This is a genomic window from Sphingomonas pollutisoli (assembly GCF_029167165.1).
In the GTDB taxonomy this organism is placed as follows: Bacteria; Pseudomonadota; Alphaproteobacteria; order Sphingomonadales; family Sphingomonadaceae; genus Sphingomonas; species Sphingomonas pollutisoli.
In genome coordinates, this window is sequence record NZ_JARFNJ010000005.1 from 275,371 (window position 1) to 289,879 (window position 14,509).

The window sequence follows — 14,509 nt, forward strand, 5'->3', positions numbered from 1 at the left end:
GCAAATATCCTCTGCGCGCGGGCGATGCCCGCGTCCGGCTGACGCCCTCGCCGCCCCGATCGTCGTCCTCTCGGCCGGTCACGGCGCGCGATGCTTTCCGGGCGATTCAGCAAATCTCAAGCCTTCGCGCTTAGCGGTGCGGTCTTCATGAAGGACCGCGAAGAATGAGTGCATTTGGCCGACGCCCCGGCGCCGCCGGCAACCGCCCCGCCTTCGGCGTCGCTCGCCCGATGCAGGGCGCCGCCCGCCCCGCCCCCGACGCCGATACCTACGCCGACTCATTCCCGTCGCTGATCGACCTGCCGATGCCCGGAGAGATCGACGGGACGGCAATGAGCGCCCTGGCCGGCGCCTCGCAGGACGCGATGCTGCGCCTCGCCGAGCGGCAGGCCGCCTCCGGCGAGGCCGGCAACAGCCGGGTCGAAGGGTTCGAGGCGTCGATCCACAGGATCAAGGAACAGGTGCTGCCGCGCCTGCTCGAACGGGTCGATCCCGAGGCCGCGGCGACGCTCGACAAGGACGAACTCGCCGAGGAATTCCGCCCGATCATCGGCGAGGTGCTCGCCGAGTTGAAGTTGACGCTCAACCGCCGCGAGCAGTTCGCGCTGGAGAAGGTGCTGGTCGACGAGTTGCTCGGCCTCGGGCCGCTCGAGGAATTGCTCAACGACCTGAACGTGACCGACATCATGGTCAACGGCCCCAATCAGACCTTCGTCGAGCGCAAGGGCAAGCTCGAACTCGCGCAGATCCAGTTCCGCGACGAGGAGCATCTGTTCCAGATCGCACAGCGCATCTGCAACTCGGTGGGGTGCCGGGTCGACCAGACCACGCCGCTCGCCGACGCGCGTCTGAAGGACGGCAGCCGCGTCAACGTGATCGTCCCGCCGCTGAGCTTGCGCGGGACCGCGATCTCGATTCGCAAATTCTCCGACAAGCCGATCACGCTCGATATGATGGCGGGCTTCGGCTCGATGAGCGTCAAGATGGCGACCGCGCTCAAGATCGCGGGAGCCTGCCGGTTCAACATCGTCATCTCCGGCGGCACGGGCTCGGGCAAGACGACGATGCTCAACGCGCTGTCCAAGATGATCGACCCCGGCGAGCGCGTGCTGACGATCGAGGACGCCGCCGAATTGCGCTTGCAGCAGCCGCACTGGCTGCCGCTCGAAACACGCCCGGCCAATCTCGAAGGCCAAGGCGAGATCAGCATCCGCGACCTCGTCAAGAACTCGCTGCGTATGCGGCCCGACCGGATCATCCTCGGCGAAATCCGCGGCGCGGAATGTTTCGACCTGCTCGCCGCGATGAACACCGGCCATGACGGCTCGATGTGTACGCTTCACTCGAACTCCCCGCGCGAATGCCTCGGGCGCATGGAGAACATGGTGATGATGGGCGACATCAAGATGCCCAAGGAGGCGATCAGCCGCCAGATCGCCGATTCGGTCGATATGATCGTGCAGGTGAAGCGCCTGCGCGACGGCTCGCGCCGGGTGACCAACATCACCGAAGTGATCGGCATGGAAGGCCCGGTGATCGTCACGCAGGAGCTGTTCAAGTTCGAATATCTGGAGGAGAGCGCCGACGGCAAGATCATCGGCGAGTATCGCTCGATGGGGCTACGGCCTTACACGCTGGAGAAGGCGCGGCAGTTCGGGTTCGACCAGGCGTATCTGGACGCGTGTTTGTAAGGGCGGCATAGGGGCGAGTCCCTTACGGTCGCCCCGGCGCAGGCCGGGGCCGTCGCGAATTCGGCGAGCCACGCTCCCACACCGTAGCGGCCCGGCCTGCGCCGGGGCGACGGTACCTCGCCTGTTTCGCTTACTCGCCGAGCTTGTCGATCTTCTCGACCAGCTTGCCCAGTTCGGCCTTGAGCGCGGCGATTTCCTCGTCCTTGCTGAGCGGCGTGCCCTCCTCCGCCGGCTTCGCGGGGGGCGCGCCGGCCGCGCCGGGCTTGAACGCCTGGGTCGCCGCCTCGAACATCGCCATGTTCTGCTTGGCGAGTTCGGCGAAGGGCGAGTTGGCGAACGCGCCTTCGACCGCCGACTTGAATTGGAGCTGGTTGCGGCGGAAGCTGTCCATCGAGGCTTCCAGATAGCCCGGCACCATCGCCTGCATCGAATCGCCGTACATCGAGATCAACTGGCGCAGGAAATTGACCGGCAGCATCGTCTCGCCCCGGGCTTCCTCCTCCATGATGATCTGGGTGAGGATGTTGTGCGTGATATCCTCGTCGCTCTTCGCATCGACGACCTTGAAGTCGCGCCCCTCGCGCGTCATCGCGGCAAGGTGTTCCAGCGTGATGTAGGATGAGGTTTCGGTATTATAGAGCCGGCGGTTGGCGTATTTCTTGATGATCGCCGGGCCATCGCCCGCAGTGTGTTTTTTCATGAAGAAAGGCCCCGAGCCCCAGTGGTTGTCTCACGTCTAACACCTTTCGATACCGCATCGCAACACGGACCGAGGCCACTGCCGTTATTCCTGGAAATGCTGCAAAGCGAGACTGCGGAATCGCCCGAGCGTCGCGCCGCGGCACTTGCCGGCTTGCGCGCTTTTCAGGAGGCGCCGCGCGGGCGGCCGCGCAGGCTCGCGCCGGTGCGGTTCCGCAAGGGCCGCGCGCGGCTGCGCGATTATGGCGTGAAGGGCGAGACGGGGCGGCCGGTGATCGTGGTGCCGTCGCTCATCAACGGCCCGAACATTCTCGACCTGACGCCCGAGGTGTCGCTGCTGCGGTGGCTGGCGAGCACCGGCGTTCGCCCGCTGCTGGTCGATTGGGGCACCCCGCCGCCGCGCGACCGCGGCATGGACCTGACCGGGCATGTCGAAGATTTGCTGCTGCCGCTGATCGCGAAGGTGACCGAGCGGCTCGGAACACCCCCCGTCCTCGCGGGCTATTGCCTCGGCGGCACGATGGCGCTGGGCGCGGCCTGTGCCGCCGAGGTGGCGGGACTGGCGCTGATCGCCGCGCCGTGGCGCTTCAGCGGATTCGGCCCCGGCCGCGCCGACATCGGATCCTTGTGGACCGCCGCCAAGCCGAGCTGCGAAATCATGGGGCTGGTGCCGGTCGAGGTGCTGCAAAGCGGATTCTGGCGGCTCGATCCCGCCAAGACGATCGCCAAGTACGAGGCGTTCGCGCGGATGGAGCCGGGCGGTTCCGCCTGGAAGGCGTTCATCGCGGTGGAGGACTGGGCCAATGGGGGCGCGCCCCTGCCCTATGGCGCCGGTCGGCAGTTGATGGAGGATTTCATCGCGCGCGACCTGCCGGGCAGCGGGGCGTGGCGGGTCGCCGGCGCCGCGACCGACCCGGCACGGCTCGCATGCCCGGCGATCGAGTTCGTTTCGCGCCATGACCGGATCGTCCCCGCCGCGAGCGCCGCCGACCTGCCCGACCGGCACGATGTCGCGGCGGGACACGTCGGCATGATCGTGGGCAGCCGGCGCCGTGCGACGCTGTGGGAGCCGCTTGCGGACTGGCTAAGCGCCCTGCCGCACCCTAGATAACCGCCATACGTTCCACCTGACGGAGACTCAGCAGACATGACCGATATCGTCATCACCGCCGCCAAGCGCACCCCCGTCGGCAGCTTCCTCGGCGCTTTCGCGGGCGTGCCCGCGCATGAACTCGGCCGTCAGGCGATCGTCGCCGCGCTCGCGCAGGCGGGCGTGTCGGGCGAGGAGGTATCGGAGGTCATCCTCGGCCAGGTCCTGACCGCGGGGCAGGGCCAGAACCCGGCGCGGCAGGCGTCGATGGCGGCGGGCATTCCGCGCGAAGTCACCGCGATGAACGTCAACCAATTGTGCGGATCGGGCCTGCGCGCGGTCGCGCTCGCCGCGCAGGCGATCGTGGCGGGTGATTCGAGCATCGTCGTCGCGGGCGGGCAGGAATCGATGTCGATGGCGCCGCACGCGCAATATCTGCGCGGCGGGCAGAAGATGGGCGATCTCACGCTGATCGACACGATGCTGAAGGACGGTCTGATCGACGCATTCAACCAGTATCACATGGGGATCACCGCCGAGAACCTCGCCGAGCAATATCAGGTGACGCGCGGCGAGCAGGACGCTTTTGCGGTGCGCTCGCAGAATCTCGCCGAGGCGGCGCGCGGCAGCGGCCGTTTCAAGGATGAGATCGCGGCGGTGACGGTCAAGGGCCGCAAGGGCGACACCATCGTCGATGCCGACGAATATATCCGTGCCGGCGCGACGCTCGAGGGCATTTCCGGGCTGCGCCCCGCCTTCAAGAAGGACGGCAGCGTCACCGCCGCCAACGCATCGGGCCTCAACGACGGGGCCGCCGCGGTCGTGGTGATGACCGCCGCCGAGGCCGCCAAGCGGGGCGCGCCGGTGCTCGGGCGCATCGCGAGCTGGGCTACCGTGGGCGTCGATCCGTCGATCATGGGCATCGGCCCGGTCCCCGCGACCCGCCGCGCGCTGGAGAAGGCCGGCTGGACGCTCGCCGATCTCGACCTGATCGAAGCGAACGAGGCGTTTGCGGCACAGGCGCTGTCGGTCGGCAAAGAACTCGGCTGGGACGCGGAGAAGGTCAACGTCAACGGCGGCGCGATCGCGATCGGCCATCCGATCGGCGCGAGCGGCGCACGCGTGCTGACCACCCTGCTCTACGAGATGGGCAAGCGCGACGCGAAGAAGGGCCTGGCGACGCTGTGCATCGGCGGCGGCATGGGCATCGCCATGTGCATCGAGCGCTGAGGCAGGCGCACGGGGGCGGGCGCGCGGGCGCCCGCTACCCGACCCATCTCCGATCGAACCGCCGGCCCAGCCCGGTCAGCAACTCATATTGCGACATGCCCGACAGCGCCGCCGCCTGCGGCAGCGCATAGTCGATCGTCACCCAATCGCCCTCGGCGAGATCCGGCGCCGCATCGACCGAGATGGCGGTGAGGTCCATCGAGACACGGCCTAGCACGGGAAGGCGCGCGTCGCCGTGTCGCGCCGCGCCCCGACCGGAGAAGCCACGCCAATAGCCGTCGGCATAGCCGAGGTTGAGGATCGCCACCTCGGTCGGGCGCTCGGCGGTGAACAGCGCGTTATAGCCGATCACGTCGCCAGGCTGGAGGCGGCGGCGCTGGAGGATCTGCGCTTCTGGCGTCACCACCTGACGCAGCGTGCCGGCAAGTTCGCCACGCGGCACGCCGCCGTAGAGCGCGATGCCAGGGCGGGTGAGATCGAACGCATAGTCCCGACCGAGCGCGATCGCGGCGGAATTGGCGAGACTCATCCGCGCGGACGGGTGGCGCCCCTTGAGCGCGGAGAATGCGGCGAGCTGGCGCGCGTTGAGCGGGGAATCCTCGTCGGCGCTGGCGAGATGGCTCATCACCGTGCCGATCTCGAGCCCGTCGAGCGTGCCGTCCGACACGGCGGTTGGAGAGATGCCGAGACGGCTCATGCCGGTATCGACCATCACATCACACCGCCCGCCCCCGGCGGCACGCCAGCGCGCGACCTGAAGGTCGGTGTTGAGCACCGGCCAAGCGAATCCTGCGCGCGCGCGCGGCATGTCCTCTTCACGGACGCCGTGCAGCACCGCCACCGGCAGGCCGAGCGGGGCAAGCGCCTCGGCCTCCGCCCAGGTGGCGACGAAGAAGTCACGGCAGCCGGCCTCCGCCAAGCGACGGGCGACTTCGACGGCGCCGAGGCCGTAGCCATCGGCCTTGATCGCCGCGCCACAGGCGGCGGGGCCGCTCAGCGCCGCGAGGGCGCGCCAGTTGGCGACGAGGGCGGCGCTATCGAGCCGCAAACGATGGGGAGCGTTCATGCCGCCCGATTAGCGCCGTGGCGCGGGCGGGGCCAGCGCCGCGCATACCCAGTTGCCGTCAAATCGCCGCCGGACGCGGCGATCGGTTCGTATCAGCGACGCTCACCGCCGCCGCCGCGATGGCCGCCGCCGCCGTGCCAATTGCCACCACCGGGCCGGCCACCACCGTTGCCGTGCCAATTGCCACCACCGGGCCGGCCACCACCGTTGCCGTGCCAGTTGCCGCCACCGGGCCGGCCGCCGCCGTTACCCTGCCAATTGCCGCCGCCGGGCCGGCCACCGCCGTTGCCCTGCCAATTACCGCCACCGGGCCGGCCACCGCCGTTGCCCTGCCAATTACCGCCACCCGGCCGGCCGCCGTGCCAGCTATTACCGCCGCGGGGGCCGCCGAAATCGCGCCACATCGGGCGGATGTCGCGATGCGCGTTGTTCCAATGTTGCGAGCGGTTGCGCCAATAATTCTGCTGGCTGCTGTTCCAGCGATAGCGGCGGTGATCGCGGCCATAGACGTAATAGCCGGTTCCCGGATAATAATAGTCGCCGTACCAGCCCCAATAGGGATCGCCGCTGAAGCCGCCATAATAGGGATCCCAGCCGGCACTGGCGTATCCGATACCGCCGCCGCCATATCCATAGCCGTCATCCACACAGGCGGAGAGGCCCAATGCGGCGCTAAGGCCGAGGCCAGCGATTAAGAGTTTCCTGGGGATCATGCTGCGTACTCCGACAGGATGCGGAGCCGAGACCCTGGCGGCGCATCGTGTGGAAGAAACGATGAAGCGCGGCGACGGTTCCGTTCTTGAAACATCGCAGACACATACCGGCGCGCACGACGTGCGTGTCAGCGAGGGATCAATGCCCCTCGAACGCGATCAGCGCATCCACCGACAGCCCCTCCGCGCGGAGCGCGTCGGCGCCGCCGAGATCGGGGAGGTCGAGCAGGAATTGCGCCTGCTCCACCACCGCGCCCGCCTTGCGTAGCAGCCGCACTGCTGCGCGCGCGGTGCCGCCCGTGGCGATCAGATCATCGACCAGCAGCACGCGCTGGCCGGGTACGAGCGCGTCCTCGTGCATCGCGATCCGGTCGGTACCATATTCGAGCGCATAGTCCTCGGCGATCGTCGCGCCGGGCAGCTTGCCGTCCTTGCGGATCAGCAGCACGCCGGCGCCGAGCGGGGCCGCCAGCGCGGCGGCGAAGATGAAGCCGCGCGCCTCGATCCCCGCGACGAGATCGACCTTGCCAACGGTCGCCGCCGCCATGCGCGCGATCGCCTCGGCGAACCCTTTGGCATCGAGCAGCAGCGTCGTGATGTCGCGGAACTGGATGCCGGGCTTTGGGAAATCGGGGATGGTGCGGATCAGCGCCTTCAGATCGTCGTTGCGCTGATCCTGGCGGGCCTCGGTCTCGACTGCGATCATTCTCAATGTTTCATGTTGCGCCAGACATTCTGATACGCGCCGTATGCGAGGAAGCAGAACACCAGCAGGAACCCGAGCACGGCAAAGCCGGCGCCGTGGCGGGTATCGAGATTGGGTTCGGCTGTCCACGTCAGAAACGCCGCGACGTCCTTCGCCATCTGGTCGACGGTCGGCTTGGTGCCGTCGAGATACTGGACCTGCCCGTCCTGCGTCAGCGGCGGCGGCATCGCGATGTTGAGGTTGGCGAAATACTGGTTGTAGTGGAGGCCCTTGGGCGTCTTCGCATCGGGGAACTTCGCCAGCAGATCGGCGGGCTGGTTCACATAGCCGTGGCCGACCAGCGAATAGACATAGTCCGGCCCCTCGTGGCGCGCCTTCGTCATCAGCGACAGATCGGGCGGAACCGCATTGTTGTTGGCGGCGCGTGCCGCCACGTCGTTGGCGAACACCAGCGGGAAGTGATCGGACGGCAGGTTCTTGCGCGTCGCGACCTCGCCGGTGTCGGGGTTCACGCTCGGCTGCTCGATCTGCCATCCCTGAGCGATCGCCTTGACCTGACCATCGTCATAGCCGAGCTGCTTGAGGTCGCGGAACGCCACGAGCCGGATCGAATGGCACGCCGCGCACACTTCCTTGTAAACCTGGAAGCCGCGCTGGAGCTGGCGCAGGTCGTATTTGCCGAACAGCCCTTCGGAGGGAAGCTCCGCGTTGAGCAGCGGGCGCTGCGCGTGGACATAATGTTCGGCCGAAGCGGGCGCGCCCGTCCAGGTCTTGGCGGACGAATCCCCGGCCACGCCGACGATGGTCCATAGCAGCGACCAGCCCAGCACGGCGACAATGCCCGCGCCGATGACAGCGGAAATCCAGCGGATCATGGTCGTCCCCTTTATTCTGCTGCGAGCGGCGAGCCGCTGACGGCGGTCTCACTCGGGCTGGTGCCGCCCTTCTTCGCCAGCACCGCCTCGGTGATCGAGTTCGGCAGCGGCCGGGGCCGCTCCATCCGCGACACGATCGGCAGGATGACGAGGAAATGCGCGAAGTAATAGGCCGCGCAGATTTGCGCGAGCACGATGTAGAGCGGGTCCGCCGGCGAACCGCCGCACCAGCCGAGCACCAGAACATCCGCCACCAGCACCCAGAAGAAGGTGCGATAGACCGGCCGGTAGTTGGTCGACCGGACGGGCGAACTGTCCAGCCACGGCAGGAAGAACAGCAGCACGATCGACCCGAACATCGCCAGCACGCCCCACAGTTTCGCGGGCAGGATGAAGTCCGACGTGAACGAGCGCAGGATCGCGTAGAATGGCCAGAAATACCATTCGGGCACGATATGCGCGGGCGTCGCGAGCGGATTGGCCGGGATGTAATTGTCGGGGTGGCCGAGATAATTCGGCTGAAAGAAGATCATGAAGGCGAAGATCAGCAGGAAGATGCCGAGCCCGAACCCGTCCTTGGCGGTATAATAGGGGTGGAAGGGCACCGTATCCTGCTCGCCCTTCACGTCCACGCCGGTCGGGTTGTTCGAGCCGGGGATGTGCAGCGCCCAGATGTGCAGCACGATGACGCCCGCGATCACGAACGGCAGCAGATAATGGAGCGAGAAGAAGCGGTTGAGCGCGGCATCGTCGGGCGCATAGCCGCCGAGCAGCCACACGCGGATCGTGTCCCCCACGATCGGGATCGCCGAGAAGAAGCCGGTGATGACCTGCGCGCCCCAGAAGCTCATCTGCCCCCACGGCAGCACATAGCCCATGAACGCGGTCGCCATCATCAGCAGGAAGATGACGACGCCGAGCAGCCACACCATCTCGCGTGGCGCCTTGTACGATCCGTAATAGAGGCCGCGGAAGATGTGGATGTAGACGACGATGAAGAACATCGACGCGCCGTTGGCGTGCGCATAGCGCAGGAACCAGCCGGCGTTGACGTCGCGCATGATATGCTCGACCGAGTCGAACGCGACCCCGCCGTTGGCGGCATAATGCATGGCCAGCACGATGCCGGTGACGATCTGCGCGGCGAGCGCGGCGCCGGCGAGTACACCGAAGTTCCAGAAATAGTTGAGGTTGCGCGGCACGGGATAGCCGGCGCCGACCGCATTATAGACGAGGCGCGGCAACGGCAGCCGTTCGTCGACCCACTTGGTCAGCGCAAATTTCGGTTCGTAATGTTTCGCCCAGGGAAAGCTCATCTCTGTGACATCCTCAACCGACGGTGACCGTCGTGTCCGACGAAAAGGTGTACGGCGGCACGGCCAGGTTCTTCGGCGCCGGGCCTTTGCGGATGCGCGCGGCGGTATCGTATTGCGACCCGTGGCACGGGCAGAAATACCCGCCGAACTGGCCGCGGTTCTCGCCTTCGTGGATGCCGAGCGGGATGCAGCCCAGATGGGTGCAGACGCCGAGCGTGATGAGCCAGTTGGTCTTGCCGGGCTTGGTGCGCTGTTCCAGCGTCTCGGGATCGCGCAGCTCGCCGAGCGGCACCGCATCGGCCTCGGCGATTTCCTTGGGCGTCAGATGGCGCACGAACAACGGCTGTTTGCGGAACGACGTGACGACGCCCTGCCCGGCTTCGATCTTGGACAGATCGACCTCGGTGGTCGACAGCGCCAGCACGTCGGCGGAGGGGCTCATCTGGTTGATGAGCGGCAGCACCACGATCGCGCCGCCGACGCCCGCCCAGGCGACCGCCGCGATGTTGATGAAATCGCGCCGGCGCGGATCATCGACCGCTTCGTGGAACGGTGCCGGATCCTCTCCAGGTGGCACGGCATTATCGACTGTTGCCATTTCTCTGCCCTTGTCTTCGCCGTGTCGACGATCGGGTTTGCTCTTCGGATGACGATGCCGCCGCCCTGATCTCCTCCGTCCCCACGGGAAGCCCAGACCTGATAGACGGAGCCAACGGGCTTTGCCAACAGCATTTTGCCCCTGTAACGACGCGCCCGTGCGCATCGCCCTCCACCAGCCCGAAATCGCCGGCAATGTCGGCACGATCCTGCGCATGGCCGCGTGCTTCGGCGTCGCGGTCGATCTGATCGAGCCGATGGGGTTCGCGTTCAGCGATCGTGCGCTCGCGCGCGCCGGGATGGATTACGCGCGCGCCGCCGAGGTCCGCCGCCACATCGACTGGTCGGCGTTCGAAGCCGGCGCGCGCGGGCGGTTGGTGCTGCTCACCACGCGCGGCGGGGTTCGGCTCGATGCCGCCAGCTTCCGCGCCGACGACATCCTGCTGTTCGGCTCCGAGGGCAGCGGCGTGCCGGCGGCGGTGCACGACCGCGCCGACCTGCGCGTGCGCATCCCGCTCGTCGCGGGCATGCGCTCGCTCAATCTGGCGGTGGCGTGCGGGATCGCGCTTGGCGAGGCGCTGAGCCAGACCGGCGGCTGGCCCGCTGACGACGACAGCGTCTCGACTTAGCCGCCGGGCACGGGCAAAGGTCGCCGCCATGCAGCCGCTCGACGACCAGCAAACCGCCGCCCGCATGTGGTTCGAACATCTGCGCGACCGGATTTGCGCCGCGTTCGAGGCGATCGAGGCGGAGGCCGGATCGGACGCGCGCTTCGTCTATACCCCCTGGGACCGCACCGACCCTTCCGGCGAGCCCGGCGGCGGCGGCGTGCGCGGGGTGATGAAGGGCAAGGTGTTCGAGAAGGTCGGCGTCAACGTCTCGACCGTCGGCGGCGTCCTCGAGGGCGAGTTCGGTAAGACCATCCACGGCGCGGGTGACGATCCGCGCTTCTGCGCGACCGGCATCAGCCTCGTCGCGCATATGGCCAACCCGCATGTGCCCGCCGTCCACATGAACACGCGGTTCCTCACCACGACCCGGCGCTGGTTCGGCGGCGGCGCCGACCTCAACCCGCCGCTGCCAGTGGCGGAGGACACCGCCGATTTTCACGCGGCGCTGCGCGCGGCCTGCGACGCGCATGATCCCGGCTATTATCCGCGTTTCAAGCAATGGGCGGACGACTATTTCTACATCCCGCACCGGCAGGTGCATCGCGGGGTCGGCGGGATCTTCTACGACCATCTCGAGGGCGATTTTGCGCGCGATTTCGCGTTCACGCAGGATGTCGGCCGCACCTTCCTCGACATCTACCCCGCGCTCGTGCGGCGGCGGATGGCAACGCCGTTCACCGAGGCTGATCTGGCGCAGCAGCGCGCGTGGCGCGGGCGCTATGCCGAGTTCAACCTCGTCTATGATCGCGGCACGCTGTTCGGGCTGAAGACCGGCGGCAACATCGACGCGATCCTGATGAGCCTGCCCCCGGTCGCGACATGGGACTGACCGGCGTCCGCCCCGAGGCGGTGGCGACGATCGTTCACCACGCTGGAGATGCGCGCGCGGCCCGAGCCGATGCCGGTGGCGGAGGCGCCGCTGCGGCTGGTCGCGCTGGAGCGCCCCACCCTCGATCGCTACCGCGCGCTGTTCCGCCGTGTCGGCGCGCCGTGGCTGTGGTTCTCGCGGCTGGTGATGGACGATGCGGCGTTGACCGAGATCATCCACGATCCCGACGTGGCGATCTTCGCGGCGGTCGATCAGGCGGGCCGCGATGCCGGCATGCTCGAACTCGACTTCCGCACCCCGCGCGAGTGCGAATTGTCGTATTTCGGGCTGGTGCCCGATCTCGCCGGGAAAGGTCTCGGCCGCTGGCTGATGGCGCACGCGCTCGAACGCGCATGGCGCGCGGGGATCGAGCGCGTGTGGGTCCACACCTGCACGCTCGATCATCCGACCGCGCTCGGCTTTTATCGGCGATCGGGGTTCACCGCGATCCGGCGCACGATCGAAACGTTCGCCGACCCGCGGCTGATCGGCGCGCTGCCGCCCGACGCCGCGCCGCAAATCCCGTGCCTCAAACCTCGCGGTTGAGCGCCAGCGCCTCGCGGTAAAGGGCGACGCGCGCCAGGACCGTCGCGATCAGCGCCGCCGTCAGCGCGGCCGCCGCCATCGCGTCGAGCAGCGCCGCCGTCACCGGGTTCGCCATCGGCGCGCCGCCGAGCATGTGCCCCGCCGCGACGAACGGCCAGGCGGCGAGTTGCCCCCCGAACAGCAACAGCCCGGCGACGCCCATCATCACCATGCCGTTGCCGCGCGTCAGCCGCGCGCTGCGCTGAAGCGCGGGGATCGCGCCGATCGGCTGTTCGGCGGCGATCACCGCGCCGGTCAGCAGCAGCCGCCCGAAGATATACATCGCCGGCAGCACCAGCACGAAGCCGATCGTCGGCACCAGGACCAGCCCGACCGGCAGCGACACGATCAACGCGGCGAGCAGATAGCGCAGGAACAGCCGCAGCGACCCGGCCAGCGCGACGCCGAGCGGCGGACGATTGGTGCCGAGGTACAGCGACAGCATCACCAGGCTGCCGAACAGCGTCAGGATTTCCGCACCGAACAGCCAGGGGCCATAGGCGCCGAACCAGGCGGTGAACGCCTCGACCCAGCCGCGCACCGCCGCCTCGCTGGTGTCGCCCTCGGGCAGCGCCGGCGCGAGCGGCACCAGCAACAGCGACGCGAATTGCGGCAGGAACACGAACAGCCCCGCCACGCGCAGCAGCAGATCCCAGTCGGTCTTCCACATGGACCACGCGGTGTTGAACGCGCGGGCGACATTCATCTTCATATCGGCATTTTCATAACGGGCATTTCATTCGAGTTCGACGATCGTCTCGCGGACATCGCGCACCGCGACGAACAGCCATGCGGTGAACAGCGTGGCCAGCGCGGTGAAACCGGTCTGGACGAGCGCGACGAGGGTCGTTGTGGTGACGGTGGCGACGGCGACCGTATCGGCGCCCAGCGTGAGCAGGCCGAGCACCGCGCCGAACACCATCTTGGCGGCGAGCGCGGCGACCTGTGAAACGATCAGGTAGAGCAGCACGAGGCCGACCAGCTTGAGCGTCATGCCGCGTGTCAGCGCGAGCGAACGGATCAGCGCCGAGACGCCGCGCCGTTCCCCGACGAGCGCCGCGTTGACCAGCCGCAGCCGCGCGAACACGATCAGCCCGACGACCGCAAAAAGCGCCGAATAAAGCAGGATGAACATCGCGGTCGCGACGTCCATCGGCGGCAGCGAGCCCGCCGGCGTCTGGCCGGGCACGATCCCGCTCATCGCGAAGGCGACGAAGATCGGCATGGCCGCGAGCACCAGCACCGCCATCTCAATCAGCGAGACCAGCACCGCGACCGGCAACCGGCCCGCCCCCGTGCGCGCCGCGGCCTTCCAGCCGCGCGCGCCCAGCACCAGCGCGGTGAGCGCGAGATGCCCCCAGATCGTGACGATCGCGAGCGCGACGGTCGCGACGCCGAGCGCGATGTTGCGCGCGCTCATATCGCGCCCGACCAGCGGCATCAGGTTGCTCATCAGTGCGAGCGGTACGAACAGCAGCAACGCGACGATCGGGATCACCTCCGCCCGCCGCTCTGCGACGAACTCGGATGTCCTGTCCCAAACGGCTTCAAGATTGACCATTGGTTCCCCCCGACCCGCGACGCGCGTGGGCCTGCGTTAGCGCAACGCGCCGATCCTCGCCACTGATCCCATCCGATCTTGCACTCGGGCGCGCATCGGCGCAATCGCGCGTCATGGATCAGGCCAATACAATCGAGTGGCGTGTCGAGCCGGGCCAAATCGGCTATGAGGACGCCCTCGCGATCATGGAGGCGCGTGCCGCCGCCGTTTCCGCCGGCGAGGCGCGCGAGCTGGTGTGGCTGCTCGAACATCCGCCGGTGTACACCGGCGGCACCAGCGCCGACCCCGCCGAACTGCTCGATCCGCGCTTTCCGGTGGTGAAGACCGGGCGCGGCGGGCGCTTCACCTATCATGGCCCGGGCCAGCGCGTCGGCTATCTGGTGCTCGATCTCAACGCGCGCGGGCGCGACATCCGCCACTTCATCTGCTCGCTAGAAGGCTGGCTGATCGACGCGTTGGGCGCGCTCGGCATCACCGCCTTCCGCGCGCCGGGGCGGATCGGCATCTGGACCCGCGACGGCGGCGAGGAGGCCAAGATCGGCGCGATCGGGGTGCGCGTGCGGCGTTGGGTGACGCTGCACGGGTTCGCGGTGAACCTCGCGCCCGATCTCGCGCACTTCGCGGGGATCGTGCCGTGCGGCATCGCCGAATATCCGGTCACCAGCGCGCGGGCGCTCGGCCGGCCGGGCGATTTCGGCAGTTTCGATGCTGCGCTCGCGGCAGCGTTTCCGGCATTTCTGGAGCGCTTGCGCCGCGGTGCGGAAAACTGTGCTTGAGGGCAAGTGGCTATCCGACTAATGTCCACCCTGATGCGGGTAAATAAGGTCAACCAGACCGCCTA

The 14,509-nt window shown here is 67.9% G+C and carries 15 protein-coding genes and 1 pseudogene; 7 read left to right on the forward strand and 9 right to left on the reverse strand.

Features of this window, described 5'->3' with window-relative positions; all coding sequences use genetic code 11:
• Positions 1 to 164 precede the first annotated feature (164 nt).
• Entirely contained in the window at positions 165 to 1,691 is a 1,527-nt protein-coding gene (locus PX554_RS13110; RefSeq protein WP_275502383.1) for a TadA family conjugal transfer-associated ATPase, read from the forward strand.
• A 130-nt stretch (positions 1,692 to 1,821) separates the two neighbouring features.
• Here the strand turns inward: PX554_RS13110 and phaR are convergent, their stop codons facing one another.
• Positions 1,822 to 2,391, reverse strand: a complete 570-nt coding sequence (phaR, locus tag PX554_RS13115) for a polyhydroxyalkanoate synthesis repressor PhaR (RefSeq protein WP_275502384.1) — start codon at positions 2,389 to 2,391, stop codon at positions 1,822 to 1,824.
• Between the two features lie 96 nt (positions 2,392 to 2,487).
• On the opposite strand from phaR, the gene PX554_RS13120 reads away from it, so the two are divergent.
• The gene (locus PX554_RS13120; protein ID WP_275502386.1) at positions 2,488 to 3,501 is read left to right on the forward strand and encodes an alpha/beta fold hydrolase; all 1,014 of its coding nucleotides are present in this window, start codon (positions 2,488 to 2,490) and stop codon (positions 3,499 to 3,501) included.
• A gap of 36 nt (positions 3,502 to 3,537) precedes the next feature.
• A complete protein-coding gene (locus PX554_RS13125) occupies positions 3,538 to 4,710 on the forward strand; it encodes an acetyl-CoA C-acetyltransferase (RefSeq protein ID WP_275502388.1) in 1,173 nt (390 codons plus the stop codon).
• 34 nt (positions 4,711 to 4,744) lie between these two features.
• On the opposite strand, the gene PX554_RS13130 is transcribed toward PX554_RS13125, so the two are convergent.
• The 6 genes from PX554_RS13130 to petA form a co-directional block, all read right to left on the reverse strand.
• The gene (locus PX554_RS13130; RefSeq protein ID WP_275502390.1) at positions 4,745 to 5,776 is read right to left on the reverse strand and encodes an alanine racemase; all 1,032 of its coding nucleotides are present in this window, start codon (positions 5,774 to 5,776) and stop codon (positions 4,745 to 4,747) included.
• A 92-nt stretch (positions 5,777 to 5,868) separates the two neighbouring features.
• A complete protein-coding gene (locus tag PX554_RS13135; protein WP_275502392.1) occupies positions 5,869 to 6,489 on the reverse strand; it encodes a hypothetical protein in 621 nt (206 codons plus the stop codon).
• A gap of 139 nt (positions 6,490 to 6,628) precedes the next feature.
• Positions 6,629 to 7,195, reverse strand: coding sequence for an adenine phosphoribosyltransferase (locus tag PX554_RS13140; protein WP_275502394.1), 567 nt, complete (start codon positions 7,193 to 7,195; stop codon positions 6,629 to 6,631).
• A gap of 2 nt (positions 7,196 to 7,197) precedes the next feature.
• The gene (locus tag PX554_RS13145) at positions 7,198 to 8,070 is read right to left on the reverse strand and encodes a cytochrome c1 (RefSeq protein WP_093222365.1); all 873 of its coding nucleotides are present in this window, start codon (positions 8,068 to 8,070) and stop codon (positions 7,198 to 7,200) included.
• A gap of 11 nt (positions 8,071 to 8,081) precedes the next feature.
• Complete coding sequence (locus PX554_RS13150) at positions 8,082 to 9,386, reverse strand: cytochrome b (protein ID WP_275502398.1); 1,305 nt, start codon at positions 9,384 to 9,386, stop codon at positions 8,082 to 8,084.
• Positions 9,387 to 9,399: 13 nt separating this feature from the next.
• Positions 9,400 to 9,984, reverse strand: a complete 585-nt coding sequence (gene petA, locus PX554_RS13155; protein WP_093222369.1) for a ubiquinol-cytochrome c reductase iron-sulfur subunit — start codon at positions 9,982 to 9,984, stop codon at positions 9,400 to 9,402.
• A gap of 157 nt (positions 9,985 to 10,141) precedes the next feature.
• Between petA and PX554_RS13160 the strand changes: the two genes are divergently transcribed.
• The 3 genes and pseudogenes from PX554_RS13160 (at position 10,142) to PX554_RS13170 (ending at position 12,068) form a co-directional block, all read left to right on the forward strand.
• A complete protein-coding gene (locus PX554_RS13160; protein ID WP_275502403.1) occupies positions 10,142 to 10,612 on the forward strand; it encodes a tRNA (cytidine(34)-2'-O)-methyltransferase in 471 nt (156 codons plus the stop codon).
• A 28-nt stretch (positions 10,613 to 10,640) separates the two neighbouring features.
• Positions 10,641 to 11,483 (forward strand): oxygen-dependent coproporphyrinogen oxidase, encoded by an 843-nt coding sequence (gene hemF, locus PX554_RS13165; RefSeq protein ID WP_275502405.1) that lies wholly within the window; start codon positions 10,641 to 10,643, stop codon positions 11,481 to 11,483.
• Positions 11,474 to 12,068: pseudogene (locus PX554_RS13170) on the forward strand (GNAT family N-acetyltransferase). The gene hemF and the pseudogene PX554_RS13170 overlap by 10 nt, the downstream one beginning before the upstream one ends.
• Here PX554_RS13170 and PX554_RS13175 read toward each other — a convergent pair.
• The gene (locus tag PX554_RS13175; protein WP_275502406.1) at positions 12,052 to 12,819 is read right to left on the reverse strand and encodes a hypothetical protein; all 768 of its coding nucleotides are present in this window, start codon (positions 12,817 to 12,819) and stop codon (positions 12,052 to 12,054) included. The pseudogene PX554_RS13170 and the gene PX554_RS13175 sit on opposite strands and share 17 nt — an antisense overlap.
• Before the next feature lie 24 nt (positions 12,820 to 12,843).
• Positions 12,844 to 13,668 (reverse strand): hypothetical protein, encoded by an 825-nt coding sequence (locus tag PX554_RS13180; RefSeq protein ID WP_275502409.1) that lies wholly within the window; start codon positions 13,666 to 13,668, stop codon positions 12,844 to 12,846.
• A gap of 113 nt (positions 13,669 to 13,781) precedes the next feature.
• Between PX554_RS13180 and lipB the strand changes: the two genes are divergently transcribed.
• Positions 13,782 to 14,444 (forward strand): lipoyl(octanoyl) transferase LipB, encoded by a 663-nt coding sequence (lipB, locus tag PX554_RS13185; protein WP_093222390.1) that lies wholly within the window; start codon positions 13,782 to 13,784, stop codon positions 14,442 to 14,444.
• The last annotated feature ends 65 nt before the right edge of the window (positions 14,445 to 14,509 follow it).

What these genes read in the sequence shown, in the direction of transcription:
- PX554_RS13175 (WP_275502406.1), bottom strand. Translation starts at nt 12,819, where the DNA reads ATGAAGATGAATGTCGCCCGCGCGTTCAACACCGCGTGGTCCATGTGG.
- phaR (WP_275502384.1), bottom strand. Translation starts at nt 2,391, where the DNA reads ATGAAAAAACACACTGCGGGCGATGGCCCGGCGATCATCAAGAAATAC.
- PX554_RS13130 (WP_275502390.1), bottom strand. Translation starts at nt 5,776, where the DNA reads ATGAACGCTCCCCATCGTTTGCGGCTCGATAGCGCCGCCCTCGTCGCC.
- PX554_RS13140 (WP_275502394.1), bottom strand. Translation starts at nt 7,195, where the DNA reads ATGATCGCAGTCGAGACCGAGGCCCGCCAGGATCAGCGCAACGACGAT.
- PX554_RS13180 (WP_275502409.1), bottom strand. Translation starts at nt 13,668, where the DNA reads ATGGTCAATCTTGAAGCCGTTTGGGACAGGACATCCGAGTTCGTCGCA.
- petA (WP_093222369.1), bottom strand. Translation starts at nt 9,984, where the DNA reads ATGGCAACAGTCGATAATGCCGTGCCACCTGGAGAGGATCCGGCACCG.
- PX554_RS13120 (WP_275502386.1), top strand. Translation starts at nt 2,488, where the DNA reads ATGCTGCAAAGCGAGACTGCGGAATCGCCCGAGCGTCGCGCCGCGGCA.
- PX554_RS13150 (WP_275502398.1), bottom strand. Translation starts at nt 9,386, where the DNA reads ATGAGCTTTCCCTGGGCGAAACATTACGAACCGAAATTTGCGCTGACC.
- lipB (WP_093222390.1), top strand. Translation starts at nt 13,782, where the DNA reads ATGGATCAGGCCAATACAATCGAGTGGCGTGTCGAGCCGGGCCAAATC.
- PX554_RS13125 (WP_275502388.1), top strand. Translation starts at nt 3,538, where the DNA reads ATGACCGATATCGTCATCACCGCCGCCAAGCGCACCCCCGTCGGCAGC.
- PX554_RS13110 (WP_275502383.1), top strand. Translation starts at nt 165, where the DNA reads ATGAGTGCATTTGGCCGACGCCCCGGCGCCGCCGGCAACCGCCCCGCC.
- PX554_RS13145 (WP_093222365.1), bottom strand. Translation starts at nt 8,070, where the DNA reads ATGATCCGCTGGATTTCCGCTGTCATCGGCGCGGGCATTGTCGCCGTG.
- hemF (WP_275502405.1), top strand. Translation starts at nt 10,641, where the DNA reads ATGCAGCCGCTCGACGACCAGCAAACCGCCGCCCGCATGTGGTTCGAA.
- PX554_RS13135 (WP_275502392.1), bottom strand. Translation starts at nt 6,489, where the DNA reads ATGATCCCCAGGAAACTCTTAATCGCTGGCCTCGGCCTTAGCGCCGCA.